The sequence below is a fragment of the Streptomyces sp. NPDC053076 genome (genome assembly GCF_044546845.1).
In the GTDB taxonomy this organism is placed as follows: domain Bacteria; phylum Actinomycetota; class Actinomycetes; order Streptomycetales; family Streptomycetaceae; genus Streptomyces.
Genome location: NZ_JBITZL010000001.1, coordinates 675,561 through 699,002, shown reverse-complemented (window position 1 = coordinate 699,002; position 23,442 = coordinate 675,561). Strand labels below are relative to the sequence as shown.

Genomic DNA, 23,442 nt, shown 5'->3' with positions numbered 1-23,442 from the left:
TGAACGACTAGTGTGACCGCGTGGCAAGAGTGCGGTTGAGCGTGGCGGAGCGGCAGGAGGAACTGCTGCGGGCCGCCATCGAGCAGATCGAGGCGCGGGGCGTGGCGGCGGTCAGGATCGCCGACGTGGCCGCGAGCCTCGGGGTGAGCAACGCGCTGGTGCTGTACCACTTCTCCACGAAGGAGAAGCTGGTCGCCGCCGCGTTCACCTACGCGGCCGAGGGCGACCTCGCGCACCTGCGCAAGCTGCTCGGCCGGCGGACCACCGCGCTGCGCCGACTGCGGGCGGCGGTGCGCTGGTACGCGCCGACCGGCCAGGCGAAGGGGTGGCGGTTGTGGATCGAGGGCTGGGCGGTGGCCCTGCGCGAGCCGGCCCTGCGGGAGGTCACCCGGGACCTGGACAGGCAGTGGAAGGCCGCGCTCACGGAGGTCCTCGCCGAGGGCGTGGCGGCCGGCGAGTTCGTGTGCGCGGATCCTGTCGGTGCGGCGCTTCGGCTGACCGCGCTGCTGGACGGGCTGGCTGTGCAGCTGACGTCGTACCCGGGCGCGGTCGCGCGGTCCCGGGCGCAGGAGTGGGTGGACGACGCCCTCGCCCGGGAACTGGGCCTGGACCTGGCGGCGTTGACCGAACGGGAGCGGTGAACGCGCGCACGAGCCGCCCGGAACCGCTTCCGCGAGCCACCCCGGACCGCGTGCGTGAGCCACCCCGCACCGCTTGAGCTACCCCGACCGCTCGTGTGCGCCACTTCGAACCGCTGGTACGAGGCCCAGGCGATCCGCAGCCGCTTGAACGAGCCGGTCGCAACCGGCCAGTGCGAGCCGCCCGGAACAGCTTGTGCGCGCCACCCCGGACCGCGTGCGCAGGCGGTCCGGGGTGTGGTCGGCGGTGTCAGGCCACGGAGGCGATCCACGTCTTGATGTCGTCCGGCGACAGCGCGCCCTTGGCGGTCACATGGTCGCCGGAGGACTCTCCGCGCAGCCGGCGCCCGATCCAGGGGACGAGGTACTCGCGCGCCCACTGGACGTCGTCACGGCGGATGTCCAGGGTGCCCCGGGGCGGCAGCGGCGGCCACGGCTGTTCCGGGTCGGCCGGGATCTCCAGACCGAGGGCCTGTCCGGCCCGCAGCGCCACGCGCGTGTGCCCCTCGGGCGAGAGGTGCAGCCGGTCGCTGTCCCAAGCCCTGCGGTCCTGCACGGACTTCAGGGACCACAGGTCCAGGACGGGACAGCCGTACCGGTCGGCGATGGCCCGGACATGCCCGTTGTAGGTGGCGATCTTGCCCCGCAGATGCTTGAGCAAGGGGACGCCGCGGGTGTCGAACCCGGTCGTCACCAGCACGGTGCCGGCGGCCTCGGCCAGTTGGGCCACGGCGCGTTCGAAGCGCTCGGCCACCTCGTCCGGATCGGTGCCCGGGCGGATGATGTCGTTGCCGCCCGCGCAGAAGGAGACCAGGTCCGGGGCCATGTCCACGGCCTGCGGGAGCTGGTCGGCCACGATCTGGTCCAGCAACTTCCCGCGCACGGCGAGGTTGGTGTACCGGAAGTCGCCCTCGGGGCGCCGGTCGGCCAGCAACACCGCGAACCGGTCGGCCCAGCCCACGAACGCCCCGTCGGGCCCGGGGTCGCCGACGCCCTCGGTGAAGCTGTCCCCCACCGCCACGTACGACCCGATCACTGATCTGTTGTCACTCTTCGAATCGTCTGCCACGTCGGACCATGATTCACCTTCGGATGTGACTTACGCGACCGTAGGCCGAGGTTGACGAACGGTGAGATGGGCCACTCGTAAAGAGTTTGCGATATCAGGAATACCGTCGCTCGCGGGGCTGTTGGAGACGGGCACACCGAAGGCCGGACCCGGGGATCGCGGGTCCGGCCTTCGGCAGCGTGTCAGGCAGGTGGTGCGCAGGGCGCCGGTCGTCAGCCGACGGCGACGCCGTGCTCGCGGAGATAGCCGACGGGGTCGAGGTCGGAGCCGTAGTCCGGCGTGGTGCGGATCTCGAAGTGCAGGTGCGGACCCGTCACGTTGCCGGTGGCACCGGACAGGCCGATCTGCAGGCCCGCGGTGACGGCCTGGCCGGCCGAGACGGAGAGCTGCGACAGGTGGGCGTACTGGGCGTAGTGGCCGTCGTTCAGCTTGATGACGACCTGGTTGCCGTACGCGCCGCCCCAGCCGGCGGAGACGACCGTGCCCGCGGCGACGGCCTTGACGGGGGTGCCGGTGGGCACGACGAAGTCGACGCCCGTGTGGTAGCCGCTGGACCACATGCTGCCGGCCACGTGGTAGCCGGTGCCGATGGTGGCACCGGTCACCGGGAGGGTGTAGCCGGTGGAGGTGGACTGCGCGGGACCGGACCCGGTTCCCGGGGACGCCGGGGACGTCCGGGCGGCCCGGGAGGTGGCCGGCCGGGAGGGCTTCGGGGCGGCCGAGGAGTGCTGCGGGGCGGCGGAGGTGTGCCGCGGGGCGGCGGACTCGGTGCGGGCCGGCGCGGCCTTCTTGCCGAGGGTGAGCTTCAGACCCGGGTGGATGAGCGACGGGTCGGCGCCGACGGCCTGGCGGTTGTCGTCGTAGAGCCGCTGCCAGCCGCCGCTGACGTGCTGCTCCTCGGCGATCGTCGCGAGGCAGTCGCCGCTGCGTACGGTGTAGCCGCGCACTCCCGACTCGGGCTGCGCGGCGGTCTTCTTCGCCGTTCCCGGAAGGGTCAGCACGGTCTTTCCGGAAAGCGACTGCGCGGGGGTGGCGGCGTGCGCTCCGGTGGCTCCGAGAAGCGGGAGGGCCAGGGCGGCGCCACCGGTTCCGGCGACGGCGATGGAGCGGGAAAAACGCGGGGTCTTGGGGCGGCGGTGCTTACCCTTGGCGGGCATGGCGCGATTCCTCTCCGGCGCCTGCGAGGTCAGCTGTCGGGTTCGGGCTGGAGCTGCCCGGCCGTGCGCGGCACGGCTGCACCCCTAGCCTGTCGCGGAGACCGGGACAGGCAGTCGTACCTGGTGGGTCCCCCGCTCCTGCCGACGCGGGTCAAGTGTGTGGGGACTCCGGGCGGCGGCAGGATTCGGCGTTCCGTCCGGATTGGTGGCGAACGTAAGCGAGCGAGACGCACGGGAACAAGCAGCTGGTTCCCGTCGTCGGGGTTCCGGGTGATCGGATACGGGAGCTGGCGGTCACCCAGAGTGAATTCCTGGGCCCGTCACCCTGCAATTCGCCTTTTCGGCAGCGTTATTACGTGTACATGACGAGCGACGCACGGTCACGGATATGACGCTCCTCACGCACCTCTCCCGCGGGACCCCCCATTCCATGGCGAGTTGCAATGAAGGATCCCATTTCGGACGGAGAGATCAGATGCGATGCAGTCTGACAATCGTCGCATCCAGGTCACCCTTGAGTTCCATGCGCAAGCCGTGGTGCAGCAACACTGCACCTCGGTGCACTTCGCCCGTTTCGCGGCATTCGTACGATGCTGTCGGGTCGAGTCCGCGCAGCCGCACCGCCGGTACCGGCTCGCCGTAGCTCTGCGCCTGGAGCCAGGCGAGGACGACCGCCTCCTCCCCCAGGACGTACTGGACGGCGCTCAGACCGCCCGTCGGGGGTCGCAGCCGGTACAGGTCGCCGCGCTGGACGACCGGGCGGATCTCCTTGTACAGCTCCACCCATCGGCGCGCCTCGGCCAGCTCCTCCGCGCTCCACACCGTCAGGTCGCCGCCGACCCCGAGCACGCCCGCCATGGCGCTGACGAACCGGAAGCGCAGCGAGCTGACCCGCCCGTTGAGCTGGGTGTTGGGGCTGTCGGTGACCCAGGCGGCCATCACGCGCGCGGGATGGATCTGGGTGAAGCCGTGCTGGACGGCGAGCCGGTCCAGCGGGTCGGTGTTGTCGGAGGTCCACACCTGGTCGGTGCGGCCGAGCACGCCGAGGTCGATCCGGCCGCCGCCACCCGAGCACGACTCGAAGGCGACCCCTGGGTGCGCCGCCCGCAGCCGGTCCAGCAGGGCGTACAGGGCGTGGACGTGGTCCACCCACAGGCGCTGCGGGTACGCCTCCCCGGGCCAGCCGGCGTCGGTGAAGCAGCGGTTGAAGTCCCACTTCACGTAGTCGATCGGGGCGCCGGCCAGCAGCGTGTCCAGCCGCTCCCACAGGTACTCCTGGACGTCCTCGCGCGCGAGGTTGAGCACGAGCTGATTGCGCAGTTCCGTCCGCTTCCGCCCCGGTTGGTACTGCACCCAGTCGGGGTGGGCCCGGTACAGGTCGCTGTCCGGGTTGACCATCTCGGGCTCGACCCAGATGCCGAATCCCATGCCCAGGCCGTGCACCCGGTCGGCGAGGGACGTGAGGCCGCGCGGGAAGCGGTCGGGGTTGGGCGTCCAGTCGCCGAGTCCGGCGCGGTCGCTGGTGCGCGCGCCGAACCAGCCGTCGTCCACCACGAACAGCTCGACGCCGATCTCCGCGGCCCGCCGGGCGAGGGCGGCCTGCTGCTCCTCGGAGATGTCGAAGTTCGTGGCCTCCCAGGAGTTGAACAGCACGGGCCGGTCCTGCCCGGCGTCCGGGATGACGTGAGCGCGCTGGTAGGCGTGCCAGGTGCGGCTCGCGCCACCGAAGCCGTCGTCGCTCCACAGGCCCGCGAAGACCGGAGTGGTGTACGACTCCCCGGGATCGAGGCACAGCAGGCCCGAGTCGTCGTATCCGGCGCCGCCGGTGATCTGCACGCGCGCGTCCGGGAGTTGGGCCACCGCGATGCGCCAGGAGCCGGACCAGCCGAGCGCGCAGCCGTAGACCTCGCCGCGCTCCTCGGTGGCGTCGGTGTCGAGGGCGACCCAGGGCAGATGCTGGTGGCCCGTGTGCCCGCGGCGGCTGCCGATGATCTTCTCGCCGTAGGTGAGGGGGGCGGTGGTGAGTCTGGACTCGGCGGCCCAGCGGCCGTGCAGCTGGGACAGCCGCCAGCCCTCGCGGTCGGGCAGGGTCCAGGTGGCCGCGTCGGCCCGCAGCAGCTCCACGCGCGCGTGCCCGCCGTTCTCGACGGTCACCCAGCGCTCGACGACGTCACCGCGCATCTGGTGGTGCAGGACGATCGCCAGGCCGTCGTCGGTGAAGCGCAGCCGCAGTTCCTCGTCCTCCGTCTCGTACGACACGAAGCGCCACTCGGTGCCGCGCCGCTCCTCGGTGCGTACGGACAGGGCGGGGCGGACGAAGCGGGGGCCGCCCTCGACGGGGTACTCCTCGCGGCCGTCCAGCGGGGACTCGAACGGCCAGTAGCCGGGCAGCGGGCGCACCGCGAGCGCCTCGGCGTCGGCGAGGGCGAGGCGCGGCCCCCAGTGCAGGTGGAGCAGCTCGTCCGTGTCGGTGAGATGCAGGGCGTAGCTGCTGCGGGGACCCGACAGGAGCCAGGTACGACCGTCTTCGGCGATGTCCACCATCGAGACCTCACAGGTGCCAACAGATGCGCTCAAGTGTCAACATCATCAAGGCCACGGGCCTGCCTGACAATGCCTGTGGACAACTCATTGCCCGAGGAAATCGATGTCGTATGGTCGACGGAGTGCCCGCCGACGAGCCGCGCCGGCGGGGCCGACCGGGAGGAGCCCCCGTGACGCAGCAGGTCCCGTCGACCGAGCCGGAGCTGGCCGGAGTCCGCAATTTCCGTGACGTGGGCGGCCTGCCCACCGTGGACGGGCGGCGGGTGCGCCACGGAGTGCTGTTCCGCAGTGGCCATCTCGCGCACGCGACCGAGGAGGACGCGGCCTTCCTCGCGTCCCTGGGCCTGCACACGGTCTTCGACTTCCGCAACGCTGCCGACCAGAAGCTGGAAGGCCCCGATGTCGAGCTGCCCGGTGTGCGGAATGTGAACCTGCCGCTGAGCGACCCGGCCGACGGCGCCGAGTTCTGGAAGATGGTCCGTGACGGCGACCTCGACCAGCTGCGCGCGATCCTGGAGGACGGCAAGGGGGCGGCCCGGATGACCGCGTCCTACCGGAAGATCGTCAAGGAGCGCACCGCCGAGCACTCCCGGGTGCTGCGGGCGCTCGCCGACGACAGCGTCCCCGCGCTCATGCACTGCGCGGCCGGCAAGGACCGTGCGGGCATCTCCATCGCCGTCACCCTCCTCGCGCTGGGTGTCGAGCGCGAGGCGATCGTCGCCGACTACCTGGAGTCCAACGCCAAGCACCGCCGCTACAAGGTCCGCCGCAGCGGCAGCGCGGACACCGCGTACACCGCCGAGGTGATGGACCTGATCAGCCCGCTCTTCGACGCCCGCGCCGAGTACCTCGAGGCGGCCTTCGCGAGCATCGAGGAGACCTGGGGCGACGTCGAGACCTATCTGGCACAGGGCCTCGGCCTCACCCCCGAGTCCCGGGAACGGCTGCGCGAACGCCTGCTGGACTGACGGCGGACGGCACCTCGGCACCGGGTGGCGACCGGTACCGGTGGCCGGGCGGCTCGGCGGGCCCGGGCCGCGTCCGGCGACGGCGGCATCCGCGCATGGCCGTCCCGCCCCGCTGCCTCAGCCCTTGGCGCCCACCGCGAAGAGCAGGTAGAGGAACGCGGCCAGGACGTGCCCGAGGGCGATGTAGATGATCAGCCGGACCCACAGGGCACGGGGGAACTTGGTCTCCAGGTCGGTCATGGCAGCTCTCCGGTCAACGGGCCCAGGCACAGCGTGGCCGTGGGACTCTGCAACAGGGTGTGGACGAACAGCAGCTCCACGCCGTCGTGGTCCTCGGCGGCGAGGCGGTGCGGGGTGAGTGAGTCGAAGTGCGCACTGTCACCGGGCCCGAGCAGATGCGCGGTGTCCCCCAGCCGCAGCCGCAGGTGCCCTGTGAGGACATAGAGCCACTCCTCGCCGGGGTGGACGCGCACGATGTCGCCCTGCGAGCCGTACGGCACCCGCACCCGCAGGGCCTGCATGCCGCGGCCCGGCGCCCCGGCCTGGAGGTATGTCCAGCCGCCCGCCCGGGTCGGCTCCATGTCGGCGGCGCGCACGATGGCGTCCCGGCCGGCGACCGTCTCGCCGAGCAGTTCGGAGACGGTCGTACCGTAGATACGGGCGAGTGCGAGGAGCATCGGCAGCGACGGCTGGCGGTGCCCGGTCTCCAGGCGGGAGAGGTGGGCCGCGGAGAGGCCGGCGGCGCGGGCCGCGGCCTCCAGCGTGAGACCGGCGCGCCTGCGCAGCGCGCGCAGCTGCGGGGCGACGGCGGGCAGGCCGTCCTCCGGGGCCGCCGCCGACGCGGGGTCTGAGGCGTTCATGCCTCCATTGAGCCCGATTCTTACCTCACCGGCAAATTTTTTGCCTCATGGGCAAATCGCCGGCGGGCAGGCTTCGTCCCGTGGGCGTCCACCCCGCCCGCCGTGGCGTCGGCCGGCGGCTGGACGGCCGTGACCGGACCGCCCTGGGCACGATCGGACCGGCCCCTGCCTTCGTCCTCGTCCCGGCCTCTCCTTGCGGGCCGCCCGCGGTCAGCGGTTCGCCACCGCCTGCTTGATCAGGGTCTTGCCGAAGTCCCACATCAGGCCGCCGCCGCTGTGGGCGTCGTCCATCACCGCGGTGAAGGCGTCCATGAACCGCTCCACGTCGGCCTCGTCCACGACCAGCGGCGGAATGAGCTTGATCACCTCCAGGTGGTCGCCGGAGACCTGGGTGAGGATGCGGTGCTTCTGCAACAGCGGTACGACGACCATCTGCGCGAACAGGCCCTTGCGGGCCGCCTGGAGCATGGCCCAGCGGCTGCGCAGCTTCAGCGAGGAGGGCTTGCCGAACTCGATGCCGATCATCAGCCCCCGGCCGCGGACGTCGGCGAGCAGCTCGTACGTGCCGATCAGCGCGGTGAGCCGTGACTTGAGCAGGTCGCCCGTCCTGCGTACGCCGGCGACGATCTGCTCGTTCTCCATGACCGACAGCACGGCGAGGCCGCACGCCATCGCCTGGGCGTTGGCGCCGAAGCTCGCCGAGTGCACCAGCACACGGTCCATGGACGAGTAGACCTTCTTGAAGATCCACTCCTTGCCGAGGGTGGCGCCGACCGGCACGTAGCCACCGGACAGCGCCTTGGCCACGCACACCAGGTCCGGTTCGACGCCGTCCTCGTGCTGGTAGGCGTAGAAGTCACCGGTGCGGCCGAGGCCGGTCTGCACCTCGTCGGCGATGAGCAGGGCCTTGTGCTGGTGCAGCAGCTCCTGCGCGGCCCGCAGATACCCGGGCGGTGCCTCGTGGACGCCCTTTCCCTGGATCGGCTCCACGATCAGGGCGGCCACGTCCCCCTTGCGCAGCTCCCGGGAAAGCGCCTCCAGATCGCCGAGGGGGACGGCGGTGTCGGGCAGCAGCGGGGCGAACCCGTCGCGGAAACCGCTCTCGCCGTTGACCGACAGGGAGCCGGTGGTCAGTCCGTGGAAGGCGTGGTCGCAGTAGAGGACGCGGGGCTTGCCGGTGGCGTACCGGGCGAACTTCAGGGCCGTCTCGACCGCTTCGGTGCCGCTGTTGCCGAAGAAGACCCGGTCCAGGTGCGGGCTGTGCGTGAGGAGCCGTTCGGCGAGCAGGCCGGGCAGCGGCTGACAGTCGAACCGGGTGAGGTCGGCGAGGTCCAGGTCCAGGACGTCGTGCAGCGCCTTGCGGACGACCGGGTGATGCCGGCCCAGGCCCATCACCCCGAACCCGGCGAGCATGTCCAGGTGGTCGTTGCCGTCCGCGTCGAAGAAGTGCGCTCCCTCGGCGCGCTCGTAGACCTTGTCGAAGCCGATGGTGTGCAGCATGCGCGGCAGCTGCGGGTTGAGGTGCTTGGCGTGCAGCTCGTAGCGTTCGGCTCCGCGCTCGGCGAGCAGGGCGCCGAGGTCGAACTCCGTGCTCATTCACCCTCCTTGTCCAGGCGCCGGAGGGGCGCGGGGAACTGCGCGACCGGCCCGGACGGCGCCGCGGACGCGATACGGCCATTGTCGGCACGTGCCGCCGCGCTCCCGGCGTCCCGCGCCGCGAGGCTCGCACTGATCCGCCCGGCGATCTCGACGGGCGTGAGGCCGATGTCGGCCAGCACCTCGCTGCGCTTGGCGTGCGCCAGGAACTGTTCGGGGATGCCGAACCGGCGTACGGTCACGTCCACGTCGGCGTCGCCGAGGGCCAGCGCCACGGCCGAACCGACGCCCGCGGCACGGCTGTTGTCCTCGACCACGGCCACCAGCCGGTGCCCGGCGGCAAGTCCGGGCAGCGCGGGGTCGACGGGCTTGACCCAGCGCGGGTCCACCACCGTGCAGCCGACGCCGCGGGCCTCCAGCAGCTCGGCGGCCTGGAGGCACACCGGCGCCATCACACCGACGGCCACCAGCAGCACCTCGGGGCGTTCGGCGCGGTGCAGGACGTCCATGCCGCCGACGTGGCCGACCGCGGGGAGGCGCGGCCCCACGGACTCCTTCGGGAAGCGCACCAGGGTGGGGGCGTCGTCGACGGCGACCGCCTCGCGCAGCTGGGCCCGCAACTGGTCGGCGTCGCGCGGCGCGGCGATCCTGAGGCCGGGGACGACCTGGAGTACGGACATGTCCCACATGCCGTTGTGGGAGGCGCCGTCGGTGCCGGTGACACCGGCCCGGTCCAGCACGAAGGTCACCCCGCAGCGGTGCAGGGCGACATCCATCAGCAGCTGGTCGAAGGCGCGGTTGAGGAAGGTGGCGTAGACGGCGACGACCGGGTGCAGCCCGCCGGTCGCGAGGCCGGCCGCGGAGACGGCCGCGTGCTGCTCGGCGATGCCCACGTCCCAGATCCGGTCCGGGAAGCGCTCGGCGAACTCGCCCAGTCCGACGGGGCGCAGCATCGCGGCCGTGATGGCGACGACGTCGTCCCGCTCCTCGCCGATCCGGACCATCTCGTCGCCGAACACCGAGGTCCAGGAGGGCCCCGCGGACGGCGTCAGCGGCGCGCAGGTCAGCGGGTCCATCACGCCCACGGCGTGGAAGTGGTCCTCCTCGTGCGCGAGGGCGGGCTCGTAGCCGCGGCCCTTGACGGTGAGGCAGTGGACCAGGACGGGACCGTGGAAGCGTTTCGCGCGGCGCAGTGCCGACTCGACGGCCTTGATGTCGTGGCCGTCGATCGGGCCGAGGTACTTGAGGCCCAGGTCCTCGAACATGCCCTGCGGTGCGAAGGCGTCCTTGAAGCCCTTCTTCGCGCCGTGCAGGGACTCGTAGAGCGTGCCGCCGACGACCGGGGCGCGCTGGAGCACCTCCTTGCCCCAGGCGAGGAAGCGCTCGTAGCCGTCGGTGGTGCGCAGGGTGGCCAGATGGTTGGCGAGGCCGCCGATGGTGGGGGCGTAGGAGCGTTCGTTGTCGTTGACGACGATGATCAGCGGCCGGTCCTTGGCCGCGGCGATGTTGTTCAGCGCCTCCCAGGCCATGCCGCCGGTCAGCGCGCCGTCGCCGATGACCGCGACCACATGGCCCTTCTCCCCCCGCACCTGGTTGGCCTTGGCGAGGCCGTCGGCCCAGCCGAGCGCGGTGGAGGCATGGCTGTTCTCGATGACGTCGTGCTCGGACTCCTCGCGTGCGGGATAGCCGGACAGGCCGCCCTTGCCACGCAGCTTCGAGAAGTCCTGACGGCCAGTCAGCAGCTTGTGGACGTAGCTCTGGTGGCCGGTGTCCCACAGGATGCGGTCGACCGGTGAGTCGAAGACCCGGTGGAGCGCGATGGAGAGTTCCACCACGCCCAGGTTGGGCCCGAGGTGCCCGCCGGTTCTCGTCACCGCTTGCACCAGGAACTCACGTATGTCCTCGGACAGTTCGCCGAGTTCCGCCTCGGACAGCGCCTTCAGGTCGCGTGGTCCCCGGATGGTCTCCAGAATGGTCACGCTCGGGCCCCCTCTCGGTCCGTGCTGCCTTGCCTCAACCCAACTGTTCTGCGGGGCTCGTCCCCTCGGCGAGCTTCATGGCCTCCTCGATGAGGGTCTCCACGATCTTCGACTCGGGCACGGTCTTGATGACCTCGCCCTTCACGAAGATCTGCCCCTTTCCATTGCCCGAGGCAACTCCGAGGTCGGCCTCCCGGGCCTCGCCCGGACCGTTGACCACGCACCCCATCACCGCGACCCTGAGCGGCACCTCCATGCCGTCCAGGCCCGCCGTGACCTCCTCGGCGAGTTTGTACACGTCCACCTGGGCGCGACCGCAGGACGGACAGGAGACGATCTCCAGGCGTCGCTGCCGCAGCCCCAGCGACTCCAGGATCTGGATGCCGACCTTGACCTCCTCGGCGGGCGGCGCGCTCAGCGACACACGGATCGTGTCCCCGATGCCCCGTGACAGCAACGCCCCGAAGGCCACCGCCGACTTGATCGTGCCCTGGAACGCCGGACCGGCCTCCGTGACCCCCAGGTGGAGGGGGTAGTCGCACTGCTCGGCGAGTTGCCGGTACGCCTCGATCATCACGACCGGGTCGTTGTGCTTCACCGAGATCTTGATGTCCCGGAAGTCGTGCTCCTCGAAGAGCGACGCCTCCCACAGCGCCGACTCCACCAGCGCCTCAGGGGTCGCCTTGCCGTACTTCTGGAGCAGGCGCCGGTCCAGGGAGCCGGCGTTGACACCGATCCGGATCGGCGTGCCGTGGTCCTTGGCGGCGCCCGCGATCTCCTTCACCTGGTCGTCGAACTTCTTGATGTTGCCCGGGTTCACGCGGACCGCCGCGCAGCCGGCCTCGATCGCCGCGAAGACGTACTTCGGCTGGAAGTGGATGTCCGCGATCACCGGGATCCGGGACTTGCGGGCGACGGTCGCGAGGGCGTCCGCGTCGTCCTGCGTGGGGCAGGCGACGCGGACGATCTGGCAGCCCGCCGTGGTGAGTTCCGCGATCTGCTGCAAGGTGGCGCCCACGTCCGAGGTGCGGGTCGTCGTCATCGACTGCACCGACACCGGGGCACCGCCCCCGACCGCCACCGGCCCGACGTGGATCTGCCGCGCCTCGCGGCGCGGCGCCACCGCACGGGCCGGTACCTCGGGAACGCCCAAGGAAACGGCGGTCATCGCCTCACTCCCGGTTCCCGGAGACGGTCTCGCGCATCGCCCGCAGCGACTCCTTCAGGGAGCCCATGGTGGCGAGGACGGCGGTCGGCTCGTAGCCGCAGTGCGCCATGCAGTTGGCGCAGCGCGGGTCCTTGCCGCGGCCGTACTTGTCCCAGTCGGTCTCCTCGATGAGTTCGCGGTACGTCGGCACGTACCCGTCGCTCATCAGGTAGCAGGGACGCTGCCAGCCGAAGAGCGAGTAGTTGGGGATCGCCCACGCGGTGCACGGGAAATCGACCTTGCCCTCCAGGAAGTCCAGGAAGAGCGGGGAGTGGTTGAGCCGCCACTTGCGGCGGTTGCCGCCCGCGAACGCCTTCTTGAACAGCTCGCGGGTCTGCTCGACGCCGAGGAAGTGCTCCTGGTCGGGCGCCTTCTCGTAGGCGTAGGCGGGCGAGATCATCATCTCGTCGACCTTGAGGTCGTCGTTGAGGAAGTTGAGCACCTCGACGATGGTCTGCGGGGTGTCGGTGTTGAAGAAGGTGGAGTTGGTGGTCACCCGGAAGCCGCGCCGCTTGGCCTCCTTGATGGCCTCCACCGCCTCGTCGAACACGCCCTCCTTCGCGACGGACTCGTCGTGCCGCTCCCGCAGGCCGTCGATGTGCACGGCGAAGGCGAAGTAGGGAGAGGGCTTGAACTTGTCCATCTTCTTGCGCAACAGCATCGCGTTGGTGCACAGGAAGACGTATTTCCGCTTCGCCACCAACTGCCGCACGATCTCGTCGATCTGCGGGTGCATCAGGGGCTCGCCGCCCGCGATGGACACCATCGGCGCACCGGACTCCAGCACCGCGCCCACCGCCTGGGCCACCGGCATGCGCTGCTTGAGCACACCGGCCGGGTGCTGGATCTTGCCGCAGCCCTCGCACTTCAGGTTGCAGGCGAAGAGCGGTTCGAGCTCGACGATGAGCGGAAACTTGTCCCGCTTGCGGAGCTTCTGTTCAGCCAGGTATGTAGCGACCTTGATGGACTGACGCAACGGCATGGCCATCTGGCTCACCTCCGGGGGAGCGGCAAAGAACGGTGCCATTCGAAAAAAGCAGGAAGGATGGATCGGAGAACGCGAAAAGCTGATATTCCACCGCGCACCGTGCCGATCCGGACGAGTTCGTGTTCCGGAGCGTCCACGACCACCCGCACGGCCGCCACGGGACGTTCACCCGTGCGGACGGCGGCCAGCAGCGTGGCCGCCGACTCCATGTCCACCGCAATCGCGCCGGTGGCGAGCAGATCGGACCGCTCGGGGCCCCGGACCACATGGTCGGAGCCGGTGAGCGGGCCGGTGTGGACCGTGCGTCCGGGCAGCAGGCGCACGAGTTCCTTGACGAGCAGTTCGGTGCCCACGCACGGGACGGTGCCGCGCGGGTCCCGGGTCTCCTCGGCGACGACCAGGTCGCCGGGGTGCATACCCGGGGCCAGCCCGGCGCAGAAGCCGGTGGCCAGCACCGCCGTGTCGGCCGGTGCCGGGCCGGCGAGGAGCCGGGCGACGGAGCGTTCCGCCGCACGCGGCCCCATGCCCGTGCGGAGGAAGGTCACCGGCCCGTCCGCCCCGCTCCTGTCGCCGGTGCGCAGGGCGAGGTGCTCGATGCCGAGCGCGCAGGCGATCAGCAGCGGGGCCGGGGCGGGCTGGCCGCTCAATTCAGTCTCCCCCGACCCGTGCTGACGCCTTGTCGGCCCGGGCGAGCAGCTTGCGCTCGAAAGGGTCCCCGTGCAGGTACCGGCCGAGCGCGGTGAGCGGGAACACCTGCCGGTACAGGTGGTAGTTGATGGAGAAGTCCCAGGGGAAGCCGGTGCCGGTGAAGTACGGCTCGTCCCAGGTGCCGTCGGCCCGCTGGGTCTCGGCCAGCCACCTGATGCCGCGCTCGACGGCCTTGGAGTCCTTCTCCCCCGCCGCGAGCAGCGCCATCAGCGCCCACGCGGTCTGTGAGGCGGTGGAGGCGCCCCGGCCGCTCCACTCCTTGACGTACTTGTAGGAGCGCAGGTCCTCGCCCCAGCCGCCGTCGTCGTTCTGGACGCTCTCCAGCCAGGCCACGGCCCGCCGGATCGCCGGGTGTGAGCCGGGCAGCCCGGCCGCGGTGAGCGCGGGGACGACCGACCCGGTGCCGTAGATGAAGTTGACGCCCCAGCGGCCGAACCACGAACCGTCCGCCTCCTGTTCGGCGAGCAGCCAGTCGATGCCGCGACGGGTACGCGGGTCGTGGGCCAGGCCCTCGGCGGCGAGCATCTCCACGACGTGCGCGGTGACATCGGCGGACGGCGGGTCGATGACCTCGCCGAAGTCGCAGAACGGCAGCCGGTTGGGGAACGGGCTGGTGTTGTCGACGTCGAAGGCCCCCCAGGCGCCGTTCTTCGACTGCATGCCCAGGTTCCAGCGCACGGCCCGCCCGATCGCCCGGTCCACGCGCTCGGGGTCGTGGTGCCGGATCCGGCGCAGCGCGAGGGCGACCTCGGCGGTGTCGTCGATGTCGGGGTAGTTGTCGTTGTGGAACTCGAAGGCCCAGCCGCCCGGGGGAAGTTGGGGCCGGCGTACGGCCCAGTCGCCGGGCCGGACGATCTCCTCGCCGAGCATCCAGTCGGCCGCCTTGACCAGTTGCGGATGGTCCACCGGCAGCCCGGCGTCCACAAGGGCGATGGCGGCCAGGCAGGTGTCCCACACCGGGGACTGGCATGCCTCGATCATCCGGGCGCCGTCCTCGCGCCAGACGGCGAAACGGTCCAGCGAGGCGAGGCCCTCGCGCAGCACCGGGTGCTCCAGGTCATAGCCGAGCAGGTGCAGGGCGATGACCGAGTACACCGCCGGTGGCTGGATGCCGCCCCAGCAGCCGTCGTTCTCCTGCCGTTCGATGATCCAGCGGGCCGCCGAGTTCATCGCGGCCTTGCGGAGCCGGCGCACGGCGACCTTGCGGTAGCCGCGGACAACCTTGTCGAGCCGCTGGAAGAGTCCGTCCCAGCTCGCCACCGGGGCGAGCGGCTGCGGCGGATTCGGGTTCGCCGGGTCGGTGTGCAGTTCGTCCAGCGGGAAGGGCGCCGGGCGCACGGGGCGCTTGGCGGAGACGATGGTGAGCGGCACGATGGTCTGCCGCGCCCAGCATCCGAAGTTGTAGATGTTGAGCGGGAACCAGGAGGGGAAGAACATCAGTTCCGGCGGGAGTTCGGGCAGGTCCTCCCACTTCCACCAGCCGAACAGGGCGAGCCAGATGCGGGTGAAGACCCGGGCGGCGGCGATGCCGCCGCGCTCGCGGACCCAGGCGGCGGCCCGCGCCATGTGCGGGGCGTCGGGCGCGTCGCCGGCCAGGCGCAGGGCGACGTACGCCTCGATGGTGGCGGACAGATCGCCGGGGCCGCCGTAGAAGGTGGCCCAGGCGCCGTCCTCGCGCTGCTCACCGCGGACGAACTTCGCGGCGGCCTGCGCCGTGTGGTCGTCCAGAATGCCCAGGAACTGACGGAGCAGCAGGTCTTCGGCGTCCATGGTGACGTTGGTCTCCAGGTCGCCCTTCCACCAGCCCTCGGTGTCCTGCGCGGCGAGCAGGAAGTCGATGGCGCGCTGTGCGGCGCGGGAGGCGACTTCTTGTACCCCGGTCGCCTCGGGGGTGCTGAGGGTGGTGGTGTCGCTGGCCGCGGCAGCTCGGGACGGCAAGGTCGCCCCGGTGCTTCCGTCGGTCGTCGCTGTCATGGCTTCCCCTTCGTGCAGTCGTGCGAGTCGTGCTGCTGTGGGTCCGCCGTCGGCCGGTGCCCGCATCTCCTGCGGCACCGGCCGGCGACTACGCGAGGCGTGTTGGGCCGATAGTGATCATCTCTTCCGTACGACGACGAAGTCGGCGAGCGCCGTGAAGGAGTCCCGTACCCGGTCGGGCATGTCGACGGCGTCGAGGGCTTCGATGGCGATGGTGTGCTGACGGCGCGCCTCCTCGGCCGTCCAGTCCCGGCCGCCGGCCTCCTCGATGAGGGCGGCGCGAGCCGCGAACTCCTCCTCGGAGAAGTTCTCGAAGTCGCTGCTCTTGGCGTCGGCGGCGAGGATCTCGCCGAGCTGCTCGGAGGCGGGGCCGCCGGCCGCGAGGGCGGCGACGACCGGCAGGGACTTCTTGCGCTGGCGCAGGTCGCTCCAGGTCTGCTTGCCGGTGGCCTCCGGGTCGCCCCAGATGCCGAGCAGATCGTCCACGGCCTGGAAGGCGAGGCCGAGATGGTAGCCGTACCGTTCCAGCGCGTCGGCGGTGGCGTCGTCCGCGCCGCCGAGGACAGCGCCGATGGAGCAGGCGCAGGCGAGCAGGGCACCGGTCTTGTTGCCCTCCATCTCCAGGCACTCCTCGACGCTGACGCGGTCGCGGTGCTCGTAGGAGATGTCCTGGGCCTGACCGTCGATCAGGGCGCGGGTGGCGGTGGTCAGACGGCGGGTGGCGCGGCCGGCCTCGACCGTGCCGAGTTCCAGCAGGACCTCGTTGGCGAGGGCGAACAGGGCGTCGCCGACCAGGATGGCCTGGGCGGGGCCGTGCACCTTCCAGACGGTGTCGCGGTGCCGGCGCTGCTCGTCACCGTCCATCAGGTCGTCGTGCAGCAGCGAGAAGTTGTGCACGAGTTCGACGGCGACCGCGCCCGGGACGCCCGTCTCGGGTGCGGCGCCGGTGACCTCGGCGGAGAGCACGGCGAGTGCGGGGCGCACGGCCTTGCCGCCGTCGCCGTCGGCGGGGTTGCCGGCTGCGTCGATCCAGCCGAAGTGGTAGGCGGCGACGGTGTCCATGGGCGGCGCCAGGCGGTCGACGGCCGTGCGCAGCACCGGTGTGGCCAGGGTCCGGCCGCGCTCCAGGAGCGCGGACACGTCCACCGCGGGCCTCCGAGCGGGCGTCGCGGCCGGGGGCACAGTGGGCACAGTCTCTCCTCTTGTTGCGGTACCGGGGGTGCGGGCGCCTGCCGCCTGCCGGTCGGGCATCAGGCCGCCTCCTCGAACTCGAAGAGGTGGCGGGGGCGGGGGCGGCCCAGGGCGCTGAGGGCGGCGTCGGCCGCACTCACTCCGCTGCGGACCGCACTCTCCATGGTCGCGGGCCACCCGGTGGCGGTCCACGCTCCGGCCAGGTACAGGCCGGGGGCCTTGGTGCGGGCGCCGGGCCGCAGCCGCCCGACGCCGGGGGTGGGGGCGAACGTGGCCGTGCGCTCCCGGGTCACGAAGAAGTCCTGCACCACGGCGGCGCGCGTACCGGGGATCAGCCGCTCCAGCTCGGGCAGGTAGCGCTCGCGGAGCTCGGCGACCGGCGTGTCGATCTCGTTCTCGGCGGCCGACTGGGACAGTGCGAGGTACTGGCCCGCCCGTCGCCCGCCATCGCCCTTGGACGGAGGCGCCTCGGGGCCGCTGCGCGACAGCCCGGAGGCGTGGGTGCGGTCGAACACCCACTGCACGGGGGTGCCCAGGGCCGCGAAGAAGGGCCGCGCGAGCACCTTGCGGTCGTAGACGACATGGACGTTGAGGATCGGCGCGGTACCGATCTCCAGCAGTCGTCCGGGGGCGTCGAGGGCACCGGGCGGCAGCAGTTCGTGGGCCTCGCGCTGGGGTACGGCGAGGACGACGGCGTCCGCGACAAGCGTCTCCCCGGGAACCTGAACGTTCCAGGCGCCGTTCTCGTTGATAGAGACGGAGGTGACGCGTGTACGGACCTCGGTACGCACGCCCGCGGAGTCGAGCGCCTTGCGGGCCAGCCGGTCGTGCAGTTCGCCCAGCGGGACGCGGGCCCAGCCGATGTCGGCCGCGCCCGGGTCGGACAGCAGACCGGTTTTGAACACCATCGCGGCGAGCCCCAGCGAGGCGTCGCCCGCGACCGCGTTGAGGGTGGCGACGCCGACCAGGTCCCACAGGGCCTCGACGGCACGCGCGGACTGGCCGTGCGCGGCCAGCCAGCTGCCGAAGTCCTGGTCGTCCAGGGCCGGATCGGCGAGGTCGAGCCCTTTCAGCGCGAGCGCGGCACGCCCGACGGCCGCGCGCTCGGCGAGCGAGAGGTGCGGGTAGGCGGCCAGGCTGCGCCCCAGGTGCAGGGGGACGGGCAGCGGGTCGCGCCGCAGTCTGCCGAGCCGCCGTCCCTCGGGCTTGGTGACGTCGACGACGGGCACGTCCAGGCGGTCCTGCAGCGGTGCCAGCGCCGCGCCCTCGATGCGGTCGAGGAACCAGCGGTACGCGGTGCAACAGCGCAGGTACACGTGCTGGCCGTTGTCGACGGTCAGTTCGCCGCGCTGGAAGGAGAAGGCGAGGCCGCCCAGCCTGGGTCTGCCTTCGAGCAGGGTGACCCGGACGCCGGCGTCGGCGAGGGCGAGCGCCGCGGTGATCCCGGCGAGGCCGCCGCCGACCACGACCGCGCTGCGGCCTGCCGTCCGCGGGCTCCCGGCCTGGGCCGGAGCCGGGGGTGAGCCGTCGCTCATCGTGCGTCCTTCCGTGCGTGCCGAGCGTGCTGGTTGAACGGTGCACGCCCGGCCGTCGCAGTCAGGGACGCCACGCCGCAGCGGAGGGTTGCCTCCCGCGTGCCGTCTGGTCCGGTGAGGTCCATCAGGCGCGCCTCCTGACGGAGCGCCGGGAGACATGGCGGGTCACGTTCCGGGTGTCGAGCCCGGACAGGCCGCGCACGGCGACGTATGCCTTCTCGTGTCCGGGGAGCGAGACCCGGCCGCGCAGCACGGCCTCCGGGTCGCGCTCGATGCGGTCCAGCAGCCGGCGGTAGATGCCGGCCATCGCGGCCACACAGGCGCCGCTGCGCCGGTCGAGCATGGGCAGCAGCCGGTAGCCCTCGGCGAACAGGGCCCGGGCGCGCCGTACTTCGAAGTGGACCAGGCCGGCGAAGTCGGATCCCTCCGGCGGGGTCGGCGCGTGGAAGCCGGCCGAGCAGCCGAACTTGGCGAGGTCGTCGGCGGGCAGATAGGTACGGCCGCCCGTCGCGTCCTCACGGACGTCACGGAGGATGTTGGTGAGCTGGAGCGCGAGGCCCAGCGTGTCGGCGTACTCGGCGGCGCGCTCGGCGCCGCGCGCACCCGGTTCGGTGCCGAACACGCCGAGCGAGAGGCGGCCGATGGCACCGGCGACACACCGGCAGTAGACCTTGAGCTCGTCCCAGGTCTCGTAGGTCTCCCCGCGTACGTCCATCTGCACGCCGTCGATCAGCTCGTCGAGGCCGCCGAGCGGGATCGGGAAGGCCCGCGCGGCGTGGCTGAGGGCGACGGCCACCGGGTCGGTGTCGTCCTCCTCGACCGCGTCCTCGCGGACCCGCGTGAGCAGCGTCCGGGTGTCCTCCAGCCGCGCCAGCTTGACGTCGGCGGCGAGGTCGCCGTCGCCGATGTCGTCCACGCGCCGGGAGAACGCGTACAGCGCCGACATGGCGCGGCGCTTGGCCGTCGGCAGCAGCCGGATGCCGTACGCGAAGTTACGGGCCTGCTGCCCGGTCACGGCCTCGCAGTAGCTGTAGGCGGCGAGTACCGGTGCGGACACGTGCGGCGCAGAATCCACGGCCCGGATCACCCCTCTCCTCGCAGGATCACGCCCGCCTCACGCAGCAACTGGACCTTGCCGGGTCTGGGCGGGCCGGGAAGTACGTCGTATTCGGCGGCGGCGATCGCCCTGATCGCCGCCCTTCCCCCCGCCACGAACCCCGCGAGCAGCAGCTTCAGCCTGCCGTGGACGCTACCCACCAGGGGGGCGCCTTCATTCAGCAGACCGCGGGCGCGTTGCGCCTCGTATGCAACCAGGGCGCGCACCGATGCGCCCGCGGTTTTCGCCGCGAGGTCGGTTTCCTGGACGTGGAAACGTTTCATGTCCTCGGCGGGGAGATAGATCCGGTCGCGGCCGAGGTCCTCGGCGACGTCCTGGAGGTGCTCCACGATCTGGAGCGCGGTGCAGATGGCGTCGGACAGCCGGACCCGTTCGGGGGTGGAGGTGCCGGTGACGGCGAGGACGAGGCGGCCGACGGGGTTGGCGGACAGTTCGCAGTAGGCGAGGAGGTCGTCGTAGGTCTCGTACCGGGTGACGAGCTGGTCCTGGCGGTTGGCGGCGATCAGCCCGAGGAACGGCTCGGGGGTGAGGGCGCGGCGGTGGACGGTGCCCTGGAGCCGGCGCAGCAGCGGATGGCGTGGCGTGCCGTCGAAGACGCGGCGCAGATCGGCCTCGAAGGCGTCGAGCAGGACCAGCCGGTCGGCCGCCTCGGCGGGCGACACGCCGAGCGTCCGGGCGTCGGCTCCGCCGGGGGCGAGGTCGCCGTCGCCGATGTCGTCCACGAGGCGGGCGAAACCGTAGACGGCCACGAGGTCCTCGCGCCAGGCCCTGGGCAGGAAAAAGGGGGCCACGGGGAAGTTCTCGCTCGCGGCCTTGTCCAGCGTGGCGCGTTCCAGGTCGGGCGCCGTGGCGGCGCCCGTCATCGGGCGCTGCCCGGCGCGGGGACGGCACATGCTGCGCTGAGCTGGGGAGTTTCCGTCGCCATTGCCGTCACATCTCCCGTTCTACACTGCCGACCCAATACACACTATTTCGGACACGCCGCCCCGCAATGCACAGCGGCACCCTCACGGAGGGCGGCGTGCATTATCGCCCCACTTGCCGGTTTCCGGCGCCGGTACAGCTTACGTTGTACAACGCAGCGCGGACCGTCGGGGTGTCCTGCACATCACAACAACACACCGATTGGCTCCAAGATTCCTTGCGGCAGCGCGAGTTGACGTTTCCTTTGCAGACGAAGGCCCCGCCGGTCAATTCCGGCGGGGCCTTGGCCGAAACGGGTCACCTGCTCGTGAACTTCTCGTACTCCTTCAGGACCTCGTCGGTGGGTCCGTCCATACGCAGTTCACCGCGCTCCAGCCACAGCACACGGTTACAGGTGTCGCGGATCGACTTGTTGTTGTGACTGACCAGAAAGACCGTTCCGGCCTCTTTGCGTAGTTCCCGGATCCGCTCCTCGGAACGCTTCTGGAACTTGCGGTCACCGGTGGCGAGCGCCTCGTCGATCATGAGGACGTCATGGTCCTTGGCGGCGGCGATGGAGAACCGCAGCCGGGCCGCCATGCCGGAGGAGTACGTCCGCATCGGAAGGGTGATGAAATCCCCCTTTTCGTTGATGCCGGAGAAGTCGACGATGTTCTCGTAACGCTCCTTGATCTGCTCCCGGGACATGCCCATCGCGAGGCCGCCCAGAATGACGTTCCGCTCCCCCGTCAGATCGTTCATCAGGGCCGCGTTCACGCCCAGCAGGGACGGCTGGCCGTCGGTGTAGACCTTGCCCTTCTCCGCGGGGAGCAGGCCGGCGATGGCGCGCAGCAGGGTGGACTTGCCGGAGCCGTTGGAGCCGATCAGGCCGATGGCCTCGCCGCGGTAGGCGACGAAGGAGACCCCGCGCACGGCGTGCACCTTGCGCACGCCCCGCGCCGAGTCGTCGGAGCCTCGCTTGAGTATCCGGCTCAGGGCCGCCGTCGCGCTGCCCTTGCCGGTCCTGGCGCCATTGACCCGGTAGACGATGTGCAGCTCGTCCGCGATGACCGTCGGGCGCGGGTCCTGGATGTTCTGCTCAGCCACGGCCGTACCGCTCCTCCGCCTTCCAGAAGTACACGAAGCCGCCGGCGAAGACGACCACCGCCCAGAACAGGGCGATGGCCCACACGTGCGGCGGCAGGTTCGACGCACCGTAGCCGTCGATCAGGGCGAACCGCATCAGGTCCATGTAGACCGCGGCCGGGTTGGCCTGGAGGATCCGGACGATCCACTCGGAATGTCCCTCCAGCATGTGGTTGATGGAGAACATCACGCCGGAGGTGTACATCCAGGTCCGCAGGATGAACGGCATCAGCTGCGCGAGGTCGGGCGTCTTGGCGCCCATGCGGGCCACGACCAGCGCGAGCCCCGTGTTGAAGAGGAACTGCAGCACCAGCGCCGGCACGATCAGCAGCCAGGACGGGCCCGGGTAGCTGCCGAAGCCGACCGCCACGATGAACATCACGATCATCGAGAAGAGCAGCTGCTGGAGCTGCTGGAGCGAGAACGAGATCGGCAGGGAGGCGCGCGGGAAGTGCAGCGCGCGCACCAGGCCGAGGTTGCCGGAGATCGCGCGGACGCCCGACATCACCGAGTTCTGGGTGAAGGTGAACACGAAGACGCCGGTGACCAGGAACGGGATGTAGACGTCCCGGGACATGCCACGGCTGGCGTGCAGGATCAGCCCGAAGATGAAGAAGTACACGGCCGCGTTCAGCAGGGGCGTGGCCACCTGCCACAGCTGGCCGAGCTTCGCCTGGCTGTACTGGGCGGTCAGCTTCGCCTGCGAGAAGGCGAGGATGAAGTGGCGGCGCCCCCACAGCTGCCGGATGTACTCCACGAGCGAGGGCCGGGCGCCGCTCACGGCGAGCCCGTACTTCGCGGCCAGCTCGGCCGCCGTCAGTCCCGCATCGGGCGACGGGGCCGCGGTCACCGCGGCCGTGGCGTCGTGCGTGGTCTCACTCACAGGTGGAAACTTTCGTCTTCGGGTTCGTCTGCCGCGCGCCGCCTCGTCGGCGGTCACGTGTTCCTGAGCTGTCCGGCGGCGCGACCTCTCGGGTCGAGCTTGTCAGATCACCGGGGGACGGCCCAGCCGGGTGAGTCGCCACACCGTACGCCACCGCATGGGACGGCGGGGGCCGCACGGCGTGGTCCAACCCTCCCGGAAGCCGCCGAACCAGGCCCGCAGGGCCGGCCGCGAGGGGCGGCGGAGCAGGGTGAGCAGCAGCCAGACCCCGAGGTAGACCGGGACCAGGGGGGCGGGGAGATTGCGGCGGGCGAGCCAGACGCGGTTGCGGGCGACCATGCGGTGGTAGACCGCGTGCCGCGAGGGCGCGGTCGTCGGGTGGTACAGCACCATGTCGGACCGGTAGTCGATCATCCAGCCCGCGTCGAGGGCCCGCCATGCCAGGTCGGTTTCCTCGTGCGCGTAGAAGAATGCGTCCGGCAGCCCGCCGACTTCCGCGAAGACCCGGGTGCGGACCGCGTTGGCGCCACCGAGGAAGGTGGTGACCCGGGAGGAGCGCATCGGGTCGGAGGCGCGCAGCCGGGGCACGTGCCGGCGCTGGGTCTCGCCGGTGTCGGGGTCGGCGATGCGGAAGCTGATGATGCCGAGCTCGGGGTCCGCGGCGAAGGCCGCGCGGCACAGCTCGGCGGTGTCGTGGCGGGCGAGCAGGCCGTCGTCGTCGAGGAAGAGCAATATGTCGACATCGCGGCCGCTGGGTCCGAACGCCTCTATGCCGACGTTGCGCCCGCCGGGGATGCCCAGGTTCTCGGGCAGCTCCATGGTCCGCACGCCGTCGGGCAGATCCGGGACGGGCGAGCCGTTGCCGACGACGACGACCTCGACCGGGTCGCCGTCCTGCTTCGCCACCGAATCGAGCAGGGCGCGCAGCTCGGCCGGCCGGTTGCCCATGGTGATGACGACGACGCCCACCTTCATGGCC

Annotated in this window: 21 protein-coding genes and 1 riboswitch; of the genes, 2 read left to right on the top strand and 19 right to left on the bottom strand. The window is 71.2% G+C overall.

Features of this window, described 5'->3' with window-relative positions:
* Positions 1–20 precede the first annotated feature (20 nt).
* The gene (locus ACIGYR_RS02995; protein ID WP_399605334.1) at positions 21–641 is read left to right on the top strand and encodes a TetR/AcrR family transcriptional regulator; all 621 of its coding nucleotides are present in this window, start codon (positions 21–23) and stop codon (positions 639–641) included.
* Positions 642–888: 247 nt separating this feature from the next.
* Here ACIGYR_RS02995 and ACIGYR_RS02990 read toward each other — a convergent pair whose 3' ends face one another.
* The 3 genes from ACIGYR_RS02990 to ACIGYR_RS02980 form a co-directional block, all read right to left on the bottom strand.
* Positions 889–1,674, bottom strand: a complete 786-nt coding sequence (locus ACIGYR_RS02990; protein ID WP_399605726.1) for an SGNH/GDSL hydrolase family protein — start codon at positions 1,672–1,674, stop codon at positions 889–891.
* 245 nt (positions 1,675–1,919) lie between these two features.
* Entirely contained in the window at positions 1,920–2,864 is a 945-nt protein-coding gene (locus tag ACIGYR_RS02985) for a peptidoglycan DD-metalloendopeptidase family protein (RefSeq protein WP_399605336.1), read from the bottom strand.
* A 5-nt stretch (positions 2,865–2,869) separates the two neighbouring features.
* A riboswitch (cyclic di-AMP (ydaO/yuaA leader) is annotated at positions 2,870–3,032 on the bottom strand.
* A 303-nt stretch (positions 3,033–3,335) separates the two neighbouring features.
* Complete coding sequence (locus ACIGYR_RS02980; RefSeq protein WP_399605729.1) at positions 3,336–5,408, bottom strand: alpha-galactosidase; 2,073 nt, start codon at positions 5,406–5,408, stop codon at positions 3,336–3,338.
* 170 nt (positions 5,409–5,578) lie between these two features.
* Here ACIGYR_RS02980 and ACIGYR_RS02975 point away from each other — a divergent pair, with 170 nt between their 5' ends.
* Positions 5,579–6,376 (top strand): tyrosine-protein phosphatase, encoded by a 798-nt coding sequence (locus ACIGYR_RS02975; RefSeq protein WP_391842079.1) that lies wholly within the window; start codon positions 5,579–5,581, stop codon positions 6,374–6,376.
* A 117-nt stretch (positions 6,377–6,493) separates the two neighbouring features.
* Here ACIGYR_RS02975 and ACIGYR_RS02970 read toward each other — a convergent pair whose 3' ends face one another.
* The 16 genes from ACIGYR_RS02970 to ACIGYR_RS02895 form a co-directional block, all read right to left on the bottom strand.
* On the bottom strand, positions 6,494–6,616 hold the full coding sequence (locus ACIGYR_RS02970; RefSeq protein WP_345054869.1) for a DUF6126 family protein: 123 nt from the start codon (positions 6,614–6,616) through the stop codon (positions 6,494–6,496).
* Positions 6,613–7,236 (bottom strand): helix-turn-helix domain-containing protein, encoded by a 624-nt coding sequence (locus ACIGYR_RS02965; RefSeq protein WP_399605340.1) that lies wholly within the window; start codon positions 7,234–7,236, stop codon positions 6,613–6,615. Before ACIGYR_RS02965 ends, ACIGYR_RS02970 begins: the two co-directional genes overlap by 4 nt.
* 210 nt (positions 7,237–7,446) lie before the next feature.
* Positions 7,447–8,832 (bottom strand): aspartate aminotransferase family protein, encoded by a 1,386-nt coding sequence (locus tag ACIGYR_RS02960; protein WP_391842077.1) that lies wholly within the window; start codon positions 8,830–8,832, stop codon positions 7,447–7,449.
* Positions 8,829–10,811: a 1-deoxy-D-xylulose-5-phosphate synthase gene (gene dxs / locus ACIGYR_RS02955; protein WP_399605342.1), complete on the bottom strand. Its 1,983-nt coding sequence runs from the start codon at positions 10,809–10,811 to the stop codon at positions 8,829–8,831. Before dxs ends, ACIGYR_RS02960 begins: the two co-directional genes overlap by 4 nt.
* Before the next feature lie 34 nt (positions 10,812–10,845).
* Positions 10,846–11,979: a flavodoxin-dependent (E)-4-hydroxy-3-methylbut-2-enyl-diphosphate synthase gene (gene ispG / locus ACIGYR_RS02950; RefSeq protein ID WP_399605344.1), complete on the bottom strand. Its 1,134-nt coding sequence runs from the start codon at positions 11,977–11,979 to the stop codon at positions 10,846–10,848.
* A gap of 4 nt (positions 11,980–11,983) precedes the next feature.
* Positions 11,984–13,006, bottom strand: coding sequence for an adenosyl-hopene transferase HpnH (gene hpnH, locus ACIGYR_RS02945; protein ID WP_391842072.1), 1,023 nt, complete (start codon positions 13,004–13,006; stop codon positions 11,984–11,986).
* Between the two features lie 5 nt (positions 13,007–13,011).
* On the bottom strand, positions 13,012–13,653 hold the full coding sequence (locus ACIGYR_RS02940; protein WP_399605346.1) for a 1-hydroxy-2-methyl-2-butenyl 4-diphosphate reductase: 642 nt from the start codon (positions 13,651–13,653) through the stop codon (positions 13,012–13,014).
* Between the two features lies 1 nt (position 13,654).
* The gene (gene shc / locus ACIGYR_RS02935) at positions 13,655–15,688 is read right to left on the bottom strand and encodes a squalene--hopene cyclase (protein WP_399605348.1); all 2,034 of its coding nucleotides are present in this window, start codon (positions 15,686–15,688) and stop codon (positions 13,655–13,657) included.
* A 117-nt stretch (positions 15,689–15,805) separates the two neighbouring features.
* Entirely contained in the window at positions 15,806–16,939 is a 1,134-nt protein-coding gene (locus ACIGYR_RS02930) for a polyprenyl synthetase family protein (RefSeq protein ID WP_399605350.1), read from the bottom strand.
* Positions 16,939–18,414: a hydroxysqualene dehydroxylase HpnE gene (gene hpnE, locus ACIGYR_RS02925; RefSeq protein ID WP_399605352.1), complete on the bottom strand. Its 1,476-nt coding sequence runs from the start codon at positions 18,412–18,414 to the stop codon at positions 16,939–16,941. Before hpnE ends, ACIGYR_RS02930 begins: the two co-directional genes overlap by 1 nt.
* Positions 18,411–18,539, bottom strand: coding sequence for a DUF6380 family protein (locus ACIGYR_RS02920; protein WP_391842062.1), 129 nt, complete (start codon positions 18,537–18,539; stop codon positions 18,411–18,413). The genes hpnE and ACIGYR_RS02920 overlap by 4 nt, the downstream gene beginning before the upstream one ends.
* Positions 18,539–19,501: a presqualene diphosphate synthase HpnD gene (gene hpnD, locus ACIGYR_RS02915; protein ID WP_399605354.1), complete on the bottom strand. Its 963-nt coding sequence runs from the start codon at positions 19,499–19,501 to the stop codon at positions 18,539–18,541. Before hpnD ends, ACIGYR_RS02920 begins: the two co-directional genes overlap by 1 nt.
* Complete coding sequence (gene hpnC, locus ACIGYR_RS02910; RefSeq protein ID WP_399605356.1) at positions 19,498–20,394, bottom strand: squalene synthase HpnC; 897 nt, start codon at positions 20,392–20,394, stop codon at positions 19,498–19,500. Before hpnC ends, hpnD begins: the two co-directional genes overlap by 4 nt.
* 358 nt (positions 20,395–20,752) lie before the next feature.
* Positions 20,753–21,541, bottom strand: coding sequence for an ABC transporter ATP-binding protein (locus ACIGYR_RS02905; RefSeq protein ID WP_391842057.1), 789 nt, complete (start codon positions 21,539–21,541; stop codon positions 20,753–20,755).
* A complete protein-coding gene (locus tag ACIGYR_RS02900) occupies positions 21,534–22,463 on the bottom strand; it encodes an ABC transporter permease (protein ID WP_399605358.1) in 930 nt (309 codons plus the stop codon). Before ACIGYR_RS02900 ends, ACIGYR_RS02905 begins: the two co-directional genes overlap by 8 nt.
* Before the next feature lie 102 nt (positions 22,464–22,565).
* On the bottom strand, positions 22,566–23,438 hold the full coding sequence (locus ACIGYR_RS02895; RefSeq protein WP_391842182.1) for a glycosyltransferase family 2 protein: 873 nt from the start codon (positions 23,436–23,438) through the stop codon (positions 22,566–22,568).
* Positions 23,439–23,442 lie beyond the last annotated feature (4 nt).